This window comes from Obesumbacterium proteus (assembly GCF_001586165.1).
Classification (GTDB): domain Bacteria; phylum Pseudomonadota; class Gammaproteobacteria; order Enterobacterales; family Enterobacteriaceae; genus Hafnia; species Hafnia protea.
Window position 1 is genome coordinate 3106134 of record NZ_CP014608.1, and the last position, 15869, is coordinate 3122002.

Annotated in this window: 17 protein-coding genes; 11 read left to right on the forward strand and 6 right to left on the reverse strand. The window is 49.1% G+C overall.

Annotation, left to right across the window (positions count from 1 at the left end; all coding sequences use genetic code 11):
- Window positions 1-16: 16 nt before the first annotated feature.
- The 5 genes from pgpB to yciH all read left to right on the forward strand — a co-directional run bounded on the left by pgpB (window position 17) and on the right by yciH (window position 3519).
- Window positions 17-610 (forward strand): phosphatidylglycerophosphatase B, encoded by a 594-nt coding sequence (gene pgpB, locus DSM2777_RS14775; protein ID WP_237087784.1) that lies wholly within the window; start codon window positions 17-19, stop codon window positions 608-610.
- 248 nt (window positions 611-858) lie between these two features.
- The gene (locus tag DSM2777_RS14780) at window positions 859-1164 is read left to right on the forward strand and encodes a LapA family protein (RefSeq protein ID WP_061554388.1); all 306 of its coding nucleotides are present in this window, start codon (window positions 859-861) and stop codon (window positions 1162-1164) included.
- 5 nt (window positions 1165-1169) lie between these two features.
- A complete protein-coding gene (gene lapB / locus DSM2777_RS14785; protein ID WP_061554389.1) occupies window positions 1170-2339 on the forward strand; it encodes a lipopolysaccharide assembly protein LapB in 1170 nt (389 codons plus the stop codon).
- Window positions 2340-2448: 109 nt separating this feature from the next.
- Entirely contained in the window at window positions 2449-3174 is a 726-nt protein-coding gene (gene pyrF / locus DSM2777_RS14790; protein WP_061554390.1) for an orotidine-5'-phosphate decarboxylase, read from the forward strand.
- Between the two features lie 18 nt (window positions 3175-3192).
- On the forward strand, window positions 3193-3519 hold the full coding sequence (gene yciH, locus DSM2777_RS14795; protein WP_046457457.1) for a stress response translation initiation inhibitor YciH: 327 nt from the start codon (window positions 3193-3195) through the stop codon (window positions 3517-3519).
- A 73-nt stretch (window positions 3520-3592) separates the two neighbouring features.
- Here yciH and osmB read toward each other — a convergent pair whose 3' ends face one another.
- Window positions 3593-3811: an osmotically-inducible lipoprotein OsmB gene (gene osmB, locus DSM2777_RS14800; RefSeq protein WP_004092957.1), complete on the reverse strand. Its 219-nt coding sequence runs from the start codon at window positions 3809-3811 to the stop codon at window positions 3593-3595.
- A gap of 368 nt (window positions 3812-4179) precedes the next feature.
- Between osmB and araD the strand changes: the two genes are divergently transcribed.
- The 5 genes from araD (at window position 4180) to DSM2777_RS14825 (ending at window position 9369) form a co-directional block, all read left to right on the forward strand.
- Window positions 4180-4875 carry an L-ribulose-5-phosphate 4-epimerase gene (gene araD, locus DSM2777_RS14805; protein ID WP_061554391.1) on the forward strand — a complete coding sequence of 232 codons (696 nt, stop codon included), beginning with the start codon at window positions 4180-4182 and terminating at the stop codon, window positions 4873-4875.
- A gap of 334 nt (window positions 4876-5209) precedes the next feature.
- Complete coding sequence (gntK, locus tag DSM2777_RS14810) at window positions 5210-5746, forward strand: gluconokinase (protein ID WP_025797156.1); 537 nt, start codon at window positions 5210-5212, stop codon at window positions 5744-5746.
- A gap of 4 nt (window positions 5747-5750) precedes the next feature.
- Window positions 5751-7088, forward strand: coding sequence for a gluconate transporter (gene gntU / locus DSM2777_RS14815; protein ID WP_046457459.1), 1338 nt, complete (start codon window positions 5751-5753; stop codon window positions 7086-7088).
- 226 nt (window positions 7089-7314) lie between these two features.
- Window positions 7315-8550, forward strand: coding sequence for an MFS transporter (locus tag DSM2777_RS14820; protein WP_061554392.1), 1236 nt, complete (start codon window positions 7315-7317; stop codon window positions 8548-8550).
- A gap of 171 nt (window positions 8551-8721) precedes the next feature.
- A complete protein-coding gene (locus DSM2777_RS14825) occupies window positions 8722-9369 on the forward strand; it encodes a DsbA family protein (protein ID WP_061554393.1) in 648 nt (215 codons plus the stop codon).
- A 61-nt stretch (window positions 9370-9430) separates the two neighbouring features.
- On the opposite strand, the gene DSM2777_RS14830 is transcribed toward DSM2777_RS14825, so the two are convergent.
- The 4 genes from DSM2777_RS14830 to DSM2777_RS14845 all read right to left on the reverse strand — a co-directional run bounded on the left by DSM2777_RS14830 (window position 9431) and on the right by DSM2777_RS14845 (window position 13843).
- A complete protein-coding gene (locus tag DSM2777_RS14830; protein ID WP_025797145.1) occupies window positions 9431-10096 on the reverse strand; it encodes a DedA family protein in 666 nt (221 codons plus the stop codon).
- Between the two features lie 327 nt (window positions 10097-10423).
- Window positions 10424-11944 (reverse strand): peptide MFS transporter, encoded by a 1521-nt coding sequence (locus DSM2777_RS14835; protein ID WP_061554394.1) that lies wholly within the window; start codon window positions 11942-11944, stop codon window positions 10424-10426.
- 445 nt (window positions 11945-12389) lie between these two features.
- Entirely contained in the window at window positions 12390-12824 is a 435-nt protein-coding gene (locus tag DSM2777_RS14840) for a DoxX family protein (protein WP_061554395.1), read from the reverse strand.
- Window positions 12825-12964: 140 nt separating this feature from the next.
- Window positions 12965-13843: an MBL fold metallo-hydrolase gene (locus tag DSM2777_RS14845; RefSeq protein ID WP_061554396.1), complete on the reverse strand. Its 879-nt coding sequence runs from the start codon at window positions 13841-13843 to the stop codon at window positions 12965-12967.
- Between the two features lie 127 nt (window positions 13844-13970).
- On the opposite strand from DSM2777_RS14845, the gene DSM2777_RS14850 reads away from it, so the two are divergent.
- Complete coding sequence (locus DSM2777_RS14850; RefSeq protein WP_061554397.1) at window positions 13971-14867, forward strand: LysR family transcriptional regulator; 897 nt, start codon at window positions 13971-13973, stop codon at window positions 14865-14867.
- On the opposite strand, the gene DSM2777_RS14855 is transcribed toward DSM2777_RS14850, so the two are convergent.
- A complete protein-coding gene (locus DSM2777_RS14855; protein WP_061554398.1) occupies window positions 14808-15788 on the reverse strand; it encodes a DMT family transporter in 981 nt (326 codons plus the stop codon). The two genes, DSM2777_RS14850 and DSM2777_RS14855, sit on opposite strands and share 60 nt — an antisense overlap.
- Window positions 15789-15869: the final 81 nt, after the last annotated feature.

Below are 15869 nucleotides of genomic sequence, written 5' to 3' on the forward strand. Positions count from 1 at the left end.
CATGGGGCATACTTACGTGCTTGATTCTTGGCTGCTGGTTTTTATGGTGTTTACGCTTTCGGATCAAAGCAACGATAACTTATTTATTATACTGATGGCAACGGTATTGGTGGGGCAGACGATCAAGTCAACGATAAAAGGCTGGGTGCAAGAACCGCGGCCATTTGTTTTGTGGCTGGAAAGTGAACACGGCGTTGATGCTCAGGCGTTTTATGCGCTCAAACGCGCAGAGCGTAGCAATCTTGTCACAGAACAATTGCAGCATGAAACACGGATTCCACAGTGGCTGAAAAGTCACTGGGCGTTTGAAACTGGCTTTGCTTTTCCATCAGGTCACACGATGTTTGCTGCCACGTGGGCACTGCTTGCGTTTGGCCTGCTGTTGCCGCGCCGTCATTATGTTTCAACGACGCTAATCACCGTTTGGGCAATAGGCGTGATGGGAAGCCGTCTGGTATTAGGAATGCACTGGCCTGTGGATTTAATTGTCGCAAGCCTGATTAGCTGGGCGCTTGTCACTCTTTCATGCGTGCTGGTACAGCGGTGGTGCGGTTCACTTGGTATCAGTGTGCCTGAATCTCAGGAGATCCGTGCGCGCACAGAAGAGTAAGGCTCAAGAACGCTTGAAGTTTTAGGCATTTGGCCCCATATGATCCTAATATTTATCTATTCTCCCCTGCGGTGCTTGGGTATCTCATGGGAGAATGGCATGATGTTGTTAGGGTGAGCACGCTGTTAAAACAGGGTTTTAGTGCTACGTGGGGTTTCCCTACAATATAACTAAATGATAATTTAACCATTCGGGTGCTGTTTTCTTTGGCATAATTCATCCGGTTAACCTGATTTACAGGAAGAAATGTGAAATATCTGCTGATTTTTTTGATCGTTTTAGCCATCTTTGTGCTTTCTGTCACCTTGGGTGCGCATAACGATCAGGTTGTTGCGTTCAACTATTTAATTGCTCAGGGTGAATATCGCCTATCGACGCTGCTGGCCACACTGTTTGCTGCCGGATTCATTTTGGGTTGGGTTATCTGCGGCCTGTTTTATGTCCGAGTACGCCTAGGTTTAGTGCGCGCTGAACGAAAAATTCGTCGACTGGAACAGCAGGCTGCGCCGACTGAGCCAGAAAACCTCGCGCCTTCTGCAACGCCGAAGGAATAGAGACTATGTTAGAGCTGCTGTTTCTGCTTCTTCCCGTTGCTGCCGCCTATGGTTGGTATATGGGACGCAGAAGTGCTCAGCAGGATAAGCAACAGGAAGCGAGCCGCCTTTCACGTGAATACGTGGCTGGGGTGAACTTTCTGCTTTCTAACCAGCAGGACAAAGCGGTCGACCTGTTCCTTGATATGCTCAAAGAGGACAGCAATACGGTCGAAGCGCATCTTACGTTAGGCAACTTATTCCGCTCGCGTGGCGAAGTCGACCGCGCTATCCGTATCCATCAGTCTTTGATGGAGAATGCTTCTCTGACTTTCGATCAGCGTTTGCTGGCCGTGCAGCAGCTTGGCCGTGATTATATGGCCGCCGGTTTGTACGATCGTGCAGAAGAAATGTTTAATCAGCTTATTGATGAACAAGATTTTAAAGTCTCTGCACTCCAGCAGTTGTTGATCATCCATCAAGCGACCAGCGATTGGCAAAAAGCCATCGACGTTGCTGAGAAACTGGTGAAGTTAGGCAAAGATCAGCAGCGCACTGAAATTTCGCACTTCTATTGCGAGCTGTCATTGCAGGCAATGGGCAGCGATGATTTAGACCGAGCAATGGCGCTGTTAAAAAAGGCGGCCTCTGCGGATAAGAATTGTGCACGTGTGTCGGTGATGTTTGGCCGTATTTATATTGCCAAAAATGAGCCTGCAAAAGCGGTTGAAGTGCTGTCTCAGGTATTGGAGCAAGACAAAGAGTTGGTCAGTGAAGTCTTGCCAATGATGCAGGAGTGCTACCAACAACTGAATCAGCCGGAGCAATGGGTTTCGTTTTTACGCCGCTGCGTAGAAGAGAACACCGGCGCAACCGCAGAACTGATGTTGGCTGAGGTCTTGGAACAAAACGAAGGTATCGAAGTGGCTCAGGTGTATGTGGGCCGTCAAATACAACGCCATCCAACCATGCGTACCTTCCATCGTTTGATGGATTACCATCTGGCAGAAGCCGAAGACGGTAGGGCCAAAGAAAGTTTGCAACTGCTGCGTGATATGGTGGGTGAGCAAATTCGAACCAAGCCACGCTACCGTTGCATGAAATGCGGCTTTACCGCACATACGATGTATTGGCACTGCCCGTCGTGTCGTGCGTGGTCAACCATTAAGCCGATTCGTGGGCTCGATGGTCAGTAATTCTTTAGCGTTAACATCTCTCTGCGCTAGGCACATTGTCTAACGCTGTGTACAATGCCCTCCCTGATAAAGGCCTTATTTCACTTACCGCCAGCTTCAGGGAGTCGCAATGTCCATTTCTACGCCATCTCAGGCAAATGCTATCACGTCACCGATCCTAGTCGCTCTCGATTATGCCGATAAAAATGCTGCTTTGGCATTTGTCGATAATATCGATCCGCGTGACTGTCGCCTTAAAGTCGGCAAGGAAATGTTTACCCTGTTTGGCCCGCAGTTTGTGCGCGAATTACAGCAGCGTCAGTTTGAAGTTTTTCTCGATTTAAAATTCCACGACATTCCAAATACCGCCGCCCACGCCGTAGCGGCAGCGGCCGAGCTGGGTGTTTGGATGGTTAACGTGCATGCCAGCGGTGGAGCACGCATGATGACAGCGGCCCGTGAGGCATTGCTGCCGTTTGGAAAAGATGCGCCGCTGTTGATCGCGGTGACTGTGTTAACCAGCATGGAAGCAGAGGATTTGCGCGGCATTGGGATTGAACTATCACCGGCTGATTATGCCGAGCGCTTGGCTCGGTTGACGAAAGAGTGTGGCTTAGACGGCGTGGTTTGCTCTGCGCACGAGGCAACTCGCTTGAAAGCGAGCTGCGGGCAGGCGTTTAAGCTGGTCACACCGGGCATTAGACCCGCTGGAAGCTCAGCAGGCGATCAGCGTAGGATTATGACGCCGGTTGAAGCTGCTAAAGCAGGCGTGGACTATATGGTGATTGGGCGTCCGATCACCCAATCACCAGCGCCAGCAGAAACATTGCGCGAAATATTAAAATCTTTAGCTTAAGCAGGACAGATTCCAACCATGCAAGACAAAAACAGCAGACTGGTTTATTCAACCGACATCGGGCGAATTGATGAAGAGAAGGCCGTTGTCGCACGTCCAAAAGGCGACGGCATCGTGCGCATTCAGCGCCAGACCAGCGGTCGTAAAGGCAAAGGTGTGTGTCTGATTAGCGGTTTGGATCTTGACGATACAGCCTTGCAGACCTTAGCGGCAGAACTGAAAAAGAAGTGCGGTTGCGGTGGCGCAGTGAAAGAGGGCGTGATTGAAATCCAAGGTGACAAACGGGATTTGCTGAAGCAACTGCTTGAGGCCAAAGGTCATAAAGTGAAGTTAGCAGGTGGCTGATTAGCCGCTTCGTTGTTTGAATAAAAATGGGCTGATATAAAAATCAGCCCATAGTTAAATCATATAAATCGTATTATTTGCCAACCTGATGGCCGATGATCCCACCAACAGCGGCACCACCCACGGTACCTAACGCGCTGCCATCGGTAAGAACGGCACCACCTAAGGCCCCCGCACCAGCACCAATCGCGGTATTACGGTCGCGTTTAGACCAGTTTGAACAAGCACTTAGAGAGGCAACCAGCGTCACTGCCAGTGCTGCCGCTGCAAAACGTTTCATTGTTGTATTCATCACTTACTCCTTTTAAGCTTCTGACGATTATATTTCCATATAAGTATAGGACATGGTTCGTTCAGAAAATTAGCTGTTGGTTATTGGTAATCCAGAACGTAATGCTTAATATCAGTCGCATAGGCAAAATATAATTCTGCTAACGGCCATGATGCTCATGAGACTTAGTATATTTATTTGCTAAATTCAAAATAGGTAAATATTCTTATTTTGAATTATTCCGATGAACGAATAGTGCTATCAATCCGGCTGCGCGTGCTCTCAATATCTCTCATTTAGCTAATTCCCCAGTGATTTGTAGCCAGTTTTCCCATACCCGCGATGAGCCTTGTTCAGGACAATGGCGCTATCAACGTGGGAGATAAGCGATGCTCGAAGAATTGAAACAGCAGGTGCTGGCAGCCAATTTGGCACTGCCCCAATATGGTTTGGTGACATTTACCTGGGGAAACGTCAGCGGTATCGATCGCGCTGCGGGACTGATGGTGATTAAGCCATCTGGGGTTGAATACGCCGGAATGAGCGCGGAGGATATGGTGGTAGTCGATGTGGTATCTGGCGCGGTGGTGGAGGGAAAATGGAAGCCTTCCTCGGATACAGAAACCCATCGTGGCCTCTATTTAGCGTTTGAGAATATTGGCGGAATTGTGCATACGCATTCACGCCATGCAACGATTTGGTCGCAGGCGGGGCGGGACATCCCAGCCTGGGGCACAACTCATGCGGATTACTATTACGGAAACATCCCCTGCACGCGCTTAATGACGCCTGAAGAGATTCAGTATGACTATGAATGGGAAACCGGTCAGGTGATTATTAAGACGTTCCAAGAGCGTGATATTGATGCTGAACAGATGCCTGCGGTTTTGGTGCATTCGCATGGACCTTTTGCTTGGGGTAAAGATCCTATTGATGCGGTGCATAATGCCGTTGTGCTTGAGGAAGTTGCCTATATGGGGATTTTCTCGCAGCAGCTAAGCCCTCAGTTACCGGATATGCAGCAAACGCTGCTAGATAAACACTACTTACGTAAACATGGCGCAAATGCCTATTACGGGCAGTAGCTATTTCTGATTTTCTCTCCCCCATCTCCCTCCAAAATGAGCGCTCTGGCGCTCTTTTTAATCGCTGGAACTTGGCAGTAATTAACTGATTTCATGGCTGAATAATAACATTGGTGAAGTTGTTTTAGCCTCTGCATCTGTTGCATTCCTGTTATTTCTTCTCATGGTGATTGTTCTGACGCTAATTAAAATTGCGATATAGATCACACAAGAAGGTTTTGTGCGCTGGCTCACATTGCAAGTTTATGTAAAGACGCTGACAATGTTACCGGTAACATCGACGAGGGTTTTGTATGCCAGCGTCAACAAAACACAAAATGTCTGGAGCCAGTCAATGAAAAACACACAAAAGCCCCATTACGTATATGTGGTTATGGGCGTATCGGGCAGCGGTAAATCGGCTGTCGCAAGTGCGGTGTCCCAAAAATTATCGTGTGGCTTTTTAGATGGCGATTTTTTGCACCCACGCAGCAACATTAACAAAATGTCAGAAGGGCATGCGTTGAACGACGAAGATCGTGCGCCTTGGCTGAGTGCATTGAACGACGCAGCATTTGCCATGCAACGCACCAACGATGTTTCAATTATCGTGTGCTCCGCACTGAAAAAACGCTACCGCGACCGTTTACGTGAAGGTAATGGAAATCTCTCTTTTGTGTATATGGATGGCGATTTTGATCTTATCGAATCCCGCATGAAAGCACGTAAAGGGCATTTCTTTAAACCTCAGATGTTGGTTTCCCAATTTGAGGCGCTGGAAGTGCCTGATTCAGACGAACAGGATGTTTGTGCCATTGATATTAATCAACCGCTCGACGCCGTCATTGCTGACACGTTGAAACACATCCAACAACGTTCTAATCAGGGATAATTCTGTGGATACCATGACTCTTGTCGGCACCGCTGTCGGCTCTGTACTGCTTCTCCTTTTTTTAGTGATGAAAGCGCGTCTGCATGCTTTTGTCGCGCTGATGCTGGTGTCGATTGGCGCAGGTATTTTTTCTGGTATGCCGCTGAGTAAAATTACTCAGGCTATGCAGGATGGTATGGGAGGCACGCTGGGCTTTCTGACTATCGTTGTGGCTCTTGGTGCGATGTTTGGCAAAATCCTGCATGAAACTGGGGCATTAGACCAGATCGCCGCCCATTTGCTGAAAAGCTTTGGTGAGAAACGTGCGCATTACGCGCTGGGTATTGCCGGTTTGGTGTGCGCGCTGCCATTGTTCTTTGACGTGGCGATTGTGCTGTTAATTGGTGTGGTTTTTGCCGTAGCGCGTCGTACTAACGGCAACGTGGTAAAAATGGCGATCCCACTGTTCGCCGGTGTTGCGAGTGCGGCTGCGTTCTTGCTGCCAGGACCGGTACCGATGCTGCTGGCTGCGCAGATGAATGCAGATTTTGGTTGGATGATTGCGATTGGTCTGGTGGCGGCGATTCTAGGGATGCTGCTGGCTGGCCCTCTGTTTGGTAATTTCATCAGCAAACGTGTTAGCTGGCCAATGCCAGAAGAAGAAAATGCGCCGGTATTAGACAAATCAAACATGCCGTCATTTGGCCTGAGCTTGGCATTGGTGCTTTGCCCGCTGGTCTTGGTGGGGATGAAAACCATTGGTGCCCGCTTCGTCACACCAAACACCAATTTATATGATTGGTTAGAGTTCATCGGCCATCCATTTACCGCGATCCTGATTGCCTGTCTGGTTGTTATCTACGGCTTGGCAAAACCACGCGGCATGAGCAAAGAGCAGATCATGTCCATTTGTTCTGCGGCGATTCAGCCAGCGGGTATTATCTTGCTGATGACCGGTGCGGGCGGTGTGTTTAAACAAATTCTGGTCGATTCAGGCGTTGGCCCTGCGCTGGGTGATGCATTGATTGGTGCTGGTTTGCCGATTGCCGTGGCGTGTTTTGTATTGTCAGCCGCAGTGCGCGTGATCCAAGGTTCTGCAACCGTTGCGTGTTTAACGACGGTAGGCTTAGTTTTACCCGTGACCTCTCAGCTTGGTCTGAACGGCGGTCAACTGGCGGCGCTGGCTATCTGTATTGCAGGTGGTTCGATTGTACTAAGCCACGTGAACGATGCAGGCTTCTGGTTGTTCGGTAAATTTACCGGCGCTAACGAACTGCAAACGTTGAAAACGTGGACCGTGATGGAAACTATTCTGGGCACCGTGGGTGGCGTTGTCGGAATGATCGCATTTACGCTCTTCTAAGCATCATGCGATGAAGAAGCCCACGGGAGTGATTCCGTGGGCTTTTTTTTGTCTCTATTTAACCTATCAATGTTCAATATCCATTCTGAATTAAACGAAAAATTAACAAAGTAGTGGCTGCTTAATGTGAGCTTCGGTATCCTGCTCACCTCACTTAATTATGTGATTTAAATCACGCTTTCTTGTGCGTTCAGCGCCAGAAATTTTCCAGATAGTAGAGGTAGCCATGTCTACACCAACGCCGTCAGCGGCACCATCACCCATTGTTCACCGGCGCGGAGCCGAGTTCGCGCTCGCCGTCGGTGGTTTTGGCATTGGTACCGGCGAGTTTGCCATTATGGGGTTGCTGCCGAATGTCGCAAAGGATTTGGCGATCTCAATTCCGCAGGCGGGGCACGTGATCAGCATTTATGCGCTGGGCGTGGTGATTGGTGCTCCGGTGATTGCGACTTTAGCAGCGCGGCTTTCTCGCCGGACGCTCTTGTTGCTTTTGATGGTGCTGTTTGCCGTAGGCAACATTGCCAGCGCATTGAGTTCTAGCTATGGCAATCTGATGGTGTTTCGCTTTATCAGTGGATTACCTCACGGGGCTTATTTTGGCGTAGCGTCGCTGGTGGCTGCATCGATGGCGGGCGTAGGACAACGTGCCAAAGCGGTGGGTCGCGTGATGCTAGGTCTAACGTTGGCTACGCTGCTAGGTTCACCTTTGGTAACGTGGATTGGCCAGTTAATGGGCTGGCGTGCGGCGTTTGTGATGGTGGGCGTGATTGGCGCGCTGACGGCGTTGCTCGTCATGTTATGGCTGCCAAAAGATAAGGTTGAGGAAGGTGCAAGCCCGCTACGCGAGTTGGGTGCGCTAAAACGTAAGCAGGTTTGGCTCACGCTCGGTATTGCTGCGGTAGGCTCTGGTGGCCTATTTGCTGTGTTTAGCTACATTGCGCCCACGCTTATTCATCAAACGGGCATGTCACCGTCGAGCGTGCCTCTGGTGCTGATTGTGTTTGGCGTGGGTATGATTTTAGGGAATATCTTCGGCTCCCGCTTAGCAGACCGTTCTTTGATGGGCACGATTGTTGGCGTATTGATTTGGAACGTGGTTATTCTGACGACGTTCTATTTGGTGGCGGATATTGCATGGGCCACCGTATTGGTTGTGCTGCTCACCGGCGGTAGTTTTGCTCTGGTTCCGGCCTTACAAACTCGCCTGATGGACGTTGCTGAAGATGCACAAACGCTGGCGGCGGCTTTAAATCATTCCGCTTTCAATATCGCAAATGCTTTGGGCGCGTGGCTCGGTGGTGTAAGCATTGCCGCAGGGTTTGGGTGGTCATCTACCGGCTGGGTTGGCGCGAGCTTAGCTGCCGGTGGGATATTGCTATTCTTGTGGTCATACTACTCAGATCCGGATATTAAACCTAAAAGGTCGCGCCGCAATAAAAGCATTCGTAGCATCGAACTTTAACATTATTGACTATTGGTTCGACGATGGCGAAGTGCAATAGGGTGGCAAGTCTCTGATTTTGAGCCAGACTTAGATTATGTTGTTCTGCCACAGCTTGGCAGAACCGCAACACACATTATGCTTATCGCAGTATCAATGGTGCTACGAGCTGAACAACATCAAGGAGTACTGATGAAGATCCGAGAACTCGTTTATCTTTTTGATCCGCTTTGTGGTTGGTGCTACGGTGCTTCGCCGAAAATCAGCCAACTGGTTAAGGATAGCGATTTTAACGTAACATTTCGTCCCACCGGGCTTTTTGCCCGTGAAGGTGCGCGAGACATGACGCCGGAGTTTGCCCAATATGCATGGCAAAATGATATGCGTATTGCGTCGTCAACGGGGCAGGTATTTAGCGAAGCGTATCGAGAAAATGTATTGAATCAGGGCGGCGTCTTTGATTCTTTTGCCTCGACGTTAGCAGTGATTGCCGCCAACACCATTGAGCCAGAGCGCACTGGTGATGTGCTTACGACGCTGCAAAAAGCCCGGTATGTGGATGGGCTTGATAACACCAGCAGCAAAAGCGTGGTTGAGATTCTGGAGCGGGAAGGGTTTGAGAGCGAAGCATTAGCGGTGGCTCGCCCCACCGAAGAGCTATTGCGTCGTTATGAACATTGCCTGCGTGAAACGCAAACATTGCTCGATAGACACAATATTAACGGAGTTCCTGCGTTGATCGTCGTAGGAGAACAAGGCCAGCGGCTAATTCCGGCAGCAAAACTCTTTGCGCCATACACGGAGTTAAAAGCGGAGCTGCTGCGGTACGAAGGTTTCTGAGAGGTCTTTTGTCCTGTAAGGCAGCAGTTGCAACCGATGTCTTACAGGACAATTGCGGAATTTATTGAGCGGGCGTTTGGCGTTTTTTGCGTACTACCACCACGATCGTACCTACCAATCCACTTACTAGCAGCACAATCGGTAAAATCATCAAACAGGTCATTACCTGATCTTCATGACGTTTAACAAACGGAATGTAGCTGATGGCTAATCCTACCCCGGTGACAGAGCAAACCCACAACAGCGCACTGAGCCAGTTGAATACTTGGAATCGCGCATTCTTCAAGCCAGAAATACCGGCAATGGTAGGCAAAATGGTACGAACGAAGGCTAAAAAGCGGCCGACGAGTAGAGCGACCAATCCGTGCTTATGGAACATATGATAAGCACGCTGGTGATAATGCGCGGGAAGTTGTACTAGCCATCCCTGAACCAGTTTAGTATCGCCAAGCCAACGACCTTGGATATAGCTCATCCAACATCCGAGACTCGATGCGATGACTAACACACTCAGGGTGGGGAAAAAGGGTAGTACGCCTTTGGCGATTAACGCCCCAGCTAGTAACAGCAGGCTATCACCCGGTAAAAATGCGGCAGGAAGAAGCCCATTTTCCAGTAGCAGCGTAGTGAACAAAATACCGTAAATTGCCCAAATCATTTTGGGATCGCTTAGCACACTGAAATCTTGTTCCCACAGTGCGTGTAGGATCTCTTTGATTACTTCCATTACTCTACCTTAATAACTGCGTATGCTATCCGCTCTAAAACGCTCAGCCCAAGTCTATTCATTGTAAGCTAAATGGCATGAAGTTTCGGAGATACCGCACATCAATTTATCGCTTATTGATGTTCATACTGACAAAGAGATTCTTTTTTAAATACCGCTTAGGAATGCTCAACCCCTAATGCAGGCGCATTTTACCATGTTTTTAGTATGACAAATGTAAATCTGTGGAAATAGGGTGTCGGGATGTGACTGCGATCGTAGTCGCAGATACAACAAGGCACCCAGAAGGGTGCCTTAAGATATTAGCTGTTTGAAAAACAATCGATATTAGATTTCGACGTTTTTCATCATGCGACGTACAGGGTAAATCAGTAGCGCTAGCGCCGCGGCGCAAATAATCAGCGCGATGGAGCAACGGGCAAACAGGTCTGGCAGCATATCAAGCTGGTCAGCTTTAACCTGACCGCCAATCAGGCCCGCAGCAAGGTTACCCAGCGAGCTCGCACAGAACCACAGTCCCATTACCTGACCGCGCATCTGATCGGGAGCCAGTAATGTCATGGTCGCCAGCCCGATTGGGCTTAGGCAAAGTTCACCCAGCGTTAAGAGCAGAATACTTCCCACTAGCCAGAACGGCGATACAGATTGGCTCGTGGCCAGTACATCCTGCGCGGCCAAAATCATGATGCCAAAACCTGCGGCGGCAAAAAGAATACCGATAACAAATTTCACCATGCTGCTTGGTTGCATCTGGCGACGACCCAGAGCAGGCCATAACCAGCTGAACAGCGGCGCAAGGATGATGATAAACAGGGCGTTCAGTGACTGGAACCATACCGTTGGGATTTCAAAATCACCAAACTGGCGTTGGGTGTAATCATTCGCAAACAGGTTGAATGAGGTTGGCTTTTGCTCAAACGCAGACCAGAAGAAGGCTGCAGAAACCAGCAGAATGAAGCAAACCAGCAAACGAACGCGTTCTTCCGATGCTAATCCCGCAAAGGCGAACAGATACACAAAGTACAGCGTCACGGAAGCGGCGATGACGTATACCATCACGCTGGCAATTAAGACCGGGTTAATGGGAATAACACCGTTTGCTAGCAGGCCGATCAAAACGATAGCGATCACGGCTAAGACAGAAATCCAGCGGCCAACGTTTTTGCGTTCTACAACGGCATGATTCCAGCTAGAACCCAGACCGACTTCACGATCGTAGCGGCGCATGGAAGGTACTGCGAAGAAGCGGAAAATCAGCAACGCAACCAGCATGCCTAGACCACCAATACCGAAGCCCCAATGCCAGCCTTTTTCACCCACGAGTAAACCTGTTACCAGCGGCGCAATGAATGAACCGAGGTTAATCCCCATGTAAAAGAGCGAGAATCCGCCATCGCGGCGCGTGTCGCCGTCTTTATAGAGGGTACCTACCATGACTGAGATACAGGTTTTAAATAAACCGGTTCCCAGTACGATGAGCAACAGACCCACGAAGAATAGGGTATTGCCCCAAAGCGCAGAAAGCGCGATGGCTAAATGGCCGAGTGCAATCAGAATGGAACCATACCAAACCGCGCGACGTTGGCCTAACCAGTTGTCGGCTAACCAGCCACCCGGCAGCGCCGCCAGATACATACTACCGGCGAAAATACCGACGATAGCCGAGGCTTGCTCACGTGGAATGCCCATTCCGCCTTCATAAACACTGGCGGCCATAAACAGGATAAGCAGCGGGCGGATCCCGTAAAAGGAGAAGCGTTCCCACATCTCGGTAAAGAACAAAGACCCGAGCGGATAGGGATGACCGAGGAAAGTACGGCCTTGCTGTGTTTTATCAGAGGATTGCATGTTGTATTCCCATTAACTATACGCAAAGAACGAGAGCGTATGATTGATAACTTAAAAACCTAATATTTAACTCATTGTATTTATAGTATTTATTAATGAACTGTTTGGCTTTTGCCATGTTATTCGAGTATTCATTAATAATACGGGATTTGGAAACTAACATAGATTTATAGGCGTGGTCATCTTTTTATCATCAAAATCGTTGTTTTGTGAACAGTTATTTGGGTTTTTGTAACGGAAATGAGGTGTAAAGCAGGGTAAACATCGTTAATGGTACGGTTTTTCTACTGTGAATCTCTATAGGTCGGCGCTTTTAACGACAAATGGCTTTCTTGCGGTGTATGAATTTAAGAAGGGATGTTTTGCAAAAGCGCTATTTGAAATCCTCAAATAGCGCTTTTGGATAGGACAAATTAAGCGAGCGGACAGGGGAAATTTGGCAGTATTAACGCAGAGCCTGATTACTGACGACAGAGTAACGCCCGCTGCCTAGCAGCATGATGATGATGCCACCCATGAAGTACAGCATTTCATTTTCCAGACCCCAAGCACCGACGTCGGTGAGGGTAAAGAATTTACCGGTACCCACCATCAGGGTGGCGACCAGCAGGTTAACGGCGTAAATCAGAGCCGCAGGACGTGTGAAAACCCCCAAAACCATCAGCACTGGCGTAACGATTTCGCCAATAAATACGCCATAGGCGACAAATCCAGGTAGACCCTGCGCCTGTAGCATCTCAGAAATCCAACCAACGCCGTGTTCGACTTTGGCAACGCCATGAAACAGCATCAATAGACCAAAAGTGAGACGCAGTAACAACTTGCCGCCGTCTGGGTGGTCGGTTAAACGTGTGAAAGCTTGATTCAGCGAGGTGAGCATACTTACATCCTTGGTAGAGGTGGTGCTAACGAGCACCGGAAAGTAAAATTTCTTGGCTAAACTGTATGGGTATTATCCGGTACTTCGCCCCCGCAAGTAACCGGATAACATTGATAAACAACATCAAAATAATTGATATATCACCACTTCATTTCGCCGGTATTCACCTTGGCGCTCAAATTTAGGCTTTCACCATCTTTCAGGTTAGGGTAGGCCTTTTGCATCGCGTTGATCACGCCAGCAGAGGTTTTATGGGTGTCTAGGACCTGTTCAAACTTTTTCAGATAGTCACGGCTAAATACAATCGCTGCGTCACCTTTTGGTGGTGTTCCTAAATAATGGCCAGGTACCACCGTTTGAGGGTGTAACGCTTGCATGCGATCTAACGCTTTAATCCAGTTTTCACGTGAGGCCTTTGTTTGGGTATCGGCAGTCCAAATATGTTGATTGGCTGAAACTAATACGCCACCCACCACGGCTTTGAGTGAGGGGATCCAGACATAGGTACGGTCTGGCGAGGCACTATCGAGATCTTCAATAACCAGTTTCTGGCCTTCCAACGTGATTTCATTGCCCTGAAGGACTTCTGGCGTAATGATTTTTGTTGGTGCCTGATCCTTCATTAAAGGGCCCCAATACTGAAGCTTGGCTTCTTGGGTTGCTTTAATGTGGTCAACGGTAGGCTGAGTCGCCACAATTTTAGCCTGCGGATAAGCCGCTGCTAGCGTTTGTAAGCCGAAATAGAAGTCAGGATCGCCGTGGCTGATATAAATTGTCGTCAGCGTTTTACCACTCTTCTTGATCATATTGATCAGCGCATTAGCGTCTTTTTTCTCAAATTGTGCATCAATCAGCACGGCTTCTTTATCGCCGACAATCAATTCAGAAGAGACGGGAAACAGGCTGGTCGCACCCGGGTTATAGGTTTGAAGTTCAAGGGCTTTAGCCTGTGCCGCAAAGGCGCTGGTGGTGAGAACTAACGACAAAATCAGAGATTTAACCGCGATGGATGATTGCATAAGACAAACCTTTATTATTAATGTGAATTATTACTGTTTGGAAGTATATTCAGCAATCAGTGAAAGAAATAGGCCAGAATAGTAGACATACTGTTTACCAAATCGAGCAAATCGTAGGAGAGAACACATGGATCGACTCAGTGCGATGCGGGTATTTGTTTGCGTCGTTGAGCAGGGCAGTTTGAGTCGCGCCGCAGAGAAACTGAATCTCTCGCGGGCCATGGTGTCACGCTATTTGGCAGACTTAGAGCAGTGGATTGGTGGCCGCCTGTTGCATCGAACCACGCGCAGCCAAAGCTTAACCAGCGCGGGCGAAGAAGTTCTTGTGCGCTGCAAAGCGTTGCTGTTGTTAAGCGAAGAGATTGAACAGGTGGTTGATAATAGTCAGCAGCAACCGAGAGGCTTGTTACGCATTACGAGCAGCCAGTCGCTGATACAGGCCTTTCTTACCGATGCGGTGTGTGACTACCTGACGTTCAATCCGGTTGCTCAGATTGATATATGCCGCCAAGAAAAAACGCTCAACTTGGTGGATGAACGTATCGATTTGGCGATCCGCATTACGAATCAGCTGGATCACAACCTGATAGCTCGCCGCTTGGGAACCTGTCATTCGGTACTGTGTGCGGCTCCTCGCTATTTCGAACACCATGAGCTGCCACAGAAAATTACGGATTTGAGTGAACATAACTGCCTGACGCATGAATACTACGCTCATCATCATTGGGGCTTTGTCTATCAAGGAGAATCCATCGCGGTACCGGTAAGCGGCAATTTAAGCGCTAACTGTGCAACGGTGTTAACGGCGGCAACGCTGCGTGGTTTTGGCATCAGCTTGTTGCCGCGTTATTTGGTGAATCAATTGCTCGCAGATGGGCAATTAGTTGAGATCCTGCCTGAATATCAGCCAGAAGATCTGGGAATATATGGTGTTTACACGTCGCGCCAGTTTCTGCCCGTTTCCCTACGCGCGTTCCTCGATTTCTTGGTTATTCGGTTTGCGTCGGATCCGCGTTTTGCCTGAGCCTCTTATTTGCTTAGAAGCCATGCTGTGCGCAATCATACCCAAAATAACCAGGGTAATACCGAGCAGAGAAATAGGAGAAGGCAGCGCAGCACCGAGGAAAAACATCTCGCCAAGCAGCGTAAACAAGACTTCGCCTGATTGTGTGGCCTCCACGGCGGCAAGCTGCGATGGATCATTACGCACGCGGTTGGTTGCAGCAAAGAAAAGCAGGGTGCCAATCACGCCAGAAAACAGCGCCACCAATACGGATTGCTCGACCTGCGGCGCGGAAGGAAGACCTACACGTGACCAAGCCACCAATGAAACCACCAACCAAAATGGCAGACTGGCGAGGGTCATGTTCAATACGCGTTGCAGCGTATCCACATTGTGGTGACAAATATTCATCATCTTGCGGTTGCCAAGAGGATACAAAAACGCAGCGATAACCACCGGAATGAGCCCCGCCAGCGCCTGAAATAGGCTGATATGTTCAGCCTGTTGCCACAGCATCAGTGCGATACCGAGTAAGATCAGCAGTGACCAACGTAGTCCAAACCACGGAATTTTATGCTTAGGTTCACCGCTTGCGCCCAGCCAAGGCACCAGCAACGATCCTGCAATAATGGTAATTTGCCACGTCCCCGCCACTAACCAGCCGGGACCATAGGCGCTCGCCAGCGTGACAAGTGCATAAAACAGCCTAAAGCCCAGCGTGCTCCACAGCAAATATGGGCGGATATTCTGTCGCAGATGAGCAATGCTCTGGCGTAACTGGCCGCGAAGGGCGACAAGCACCAATAGCATCGGGGCCATAAACCAAAATCGTAAACTGGCACTCCACATCCAGTCGCCGCCGCCGATTTCCATAGAACGATTGAAAATAAAAGTGAAGGCGAAGAAAAGGGATGAGATCACGCCATAGACAATAGCCTGCATGGGTAAGTCCGAATTTTTTATGTATCAGGATTGGTGAATGGCTTGTAGTAGGATAAACTTTTCACCGACTTGTGCGTTATA

Excerpts from the sequence above, each read along its gene's own strand:
- pyrF (WP_061554390.1), top strand. The coding sequence starts at position 2,449 with ATGTCCATTTCTACGCCATCTCAGGCAAATGCTATCACGTCACCGATC.
- yciH (WP_046457457.1), top strand. The coding sequence starts at position 3,193 with ATGCAAGACAAAAACAGCAGACTGGTTTATTCAACCGACATCGGGCGA.
- araD (WP_061554391.1), top strand. The coding sequence starts at position 4,180 with ATGCTCGAAGAATTGAAACAGCAGGTGCTGGCAGCCAATTTGGCACTG.
- DSM2777_RS14840 (WP_061554395.1), bottom strand. The coding sequence starts at position 12,824 with ATGCTCACCTCGCTGAATCAAGCTTTCACACGTTTAACCGACCACCCA.
- DSM2777_RS14835 (WP_061554394.1), bottom strand. The coding sequence starts at position 11,944 with ATGCAATCCTCTGATAAAACACAGCAAGGCCGTACTTTCCTCGGTCAT.
- osmB (WP_004092957.1), bottom strand. The coding sequence starts at position 3,811 with ATGAATACAACAATGAAACGTTTTGCAGCGGCAGCACTGGCAGTGACG.
- DSM2777_RS14825 (WP_061554393.1), top strand. The coding sequence starts at position 8,722 with ATGAAGATCCGAGAACTCGTTTATCTTTTTGATCCGCTTTGTGGTTGG.
- DSM2777_RS14855 (WP_061554398.1), bottom strand. The coding sequence starts at position 15,788 with ATGCAGGCTATTGTCTATGGCGTGATCTCATCCCTTTTCTTCGCCTTC.
- gntK (WP_025797156.1), top strand. The coding sequence starts at position 5,210 with ATGAAAAACACACAAAAGCCCCATTACGTATATGTGGTTATGGGCGTA.
- DSM2777_RS14830 (WP_025797145.1), bottom strand. The coding sequence starts at position 10,096 with ATGGAAGTAATCAAAGAGATCCTACACGCACTGTGGGAACAAGATTTC.
- lapB (WP_061554389.1), top strand. The coding sequence starts at position 1,170 with ATGTTAGAGCTGCTGTTTCTGCTTCTTCCCGTTGCTGCCGCCTATGGT.
- DSM2777_RS14820 (WP_061554392.1), top strand. The coding sequence starts at position 7,315 with ATGTCTACACCAACGCCGTCAGCGGCACCATCACCCATTGTTCACCGG.
- DSM2777_RS14845 (WP_061554396.1), bottom strand. The coding sequence starts at position 13,843 with ATGCAATCATCCATCGCGGTTAAATCTCTGATTTTGTCGTTAGTTCTC.
- DSM2777_RS14850 (WP_061554397.1), top strand. The coding sequence starts at position 13,971 with ATGGATCGACTCAGTGCGATGCGGGTATTTGTTTGCGTCGTTGAGCAG.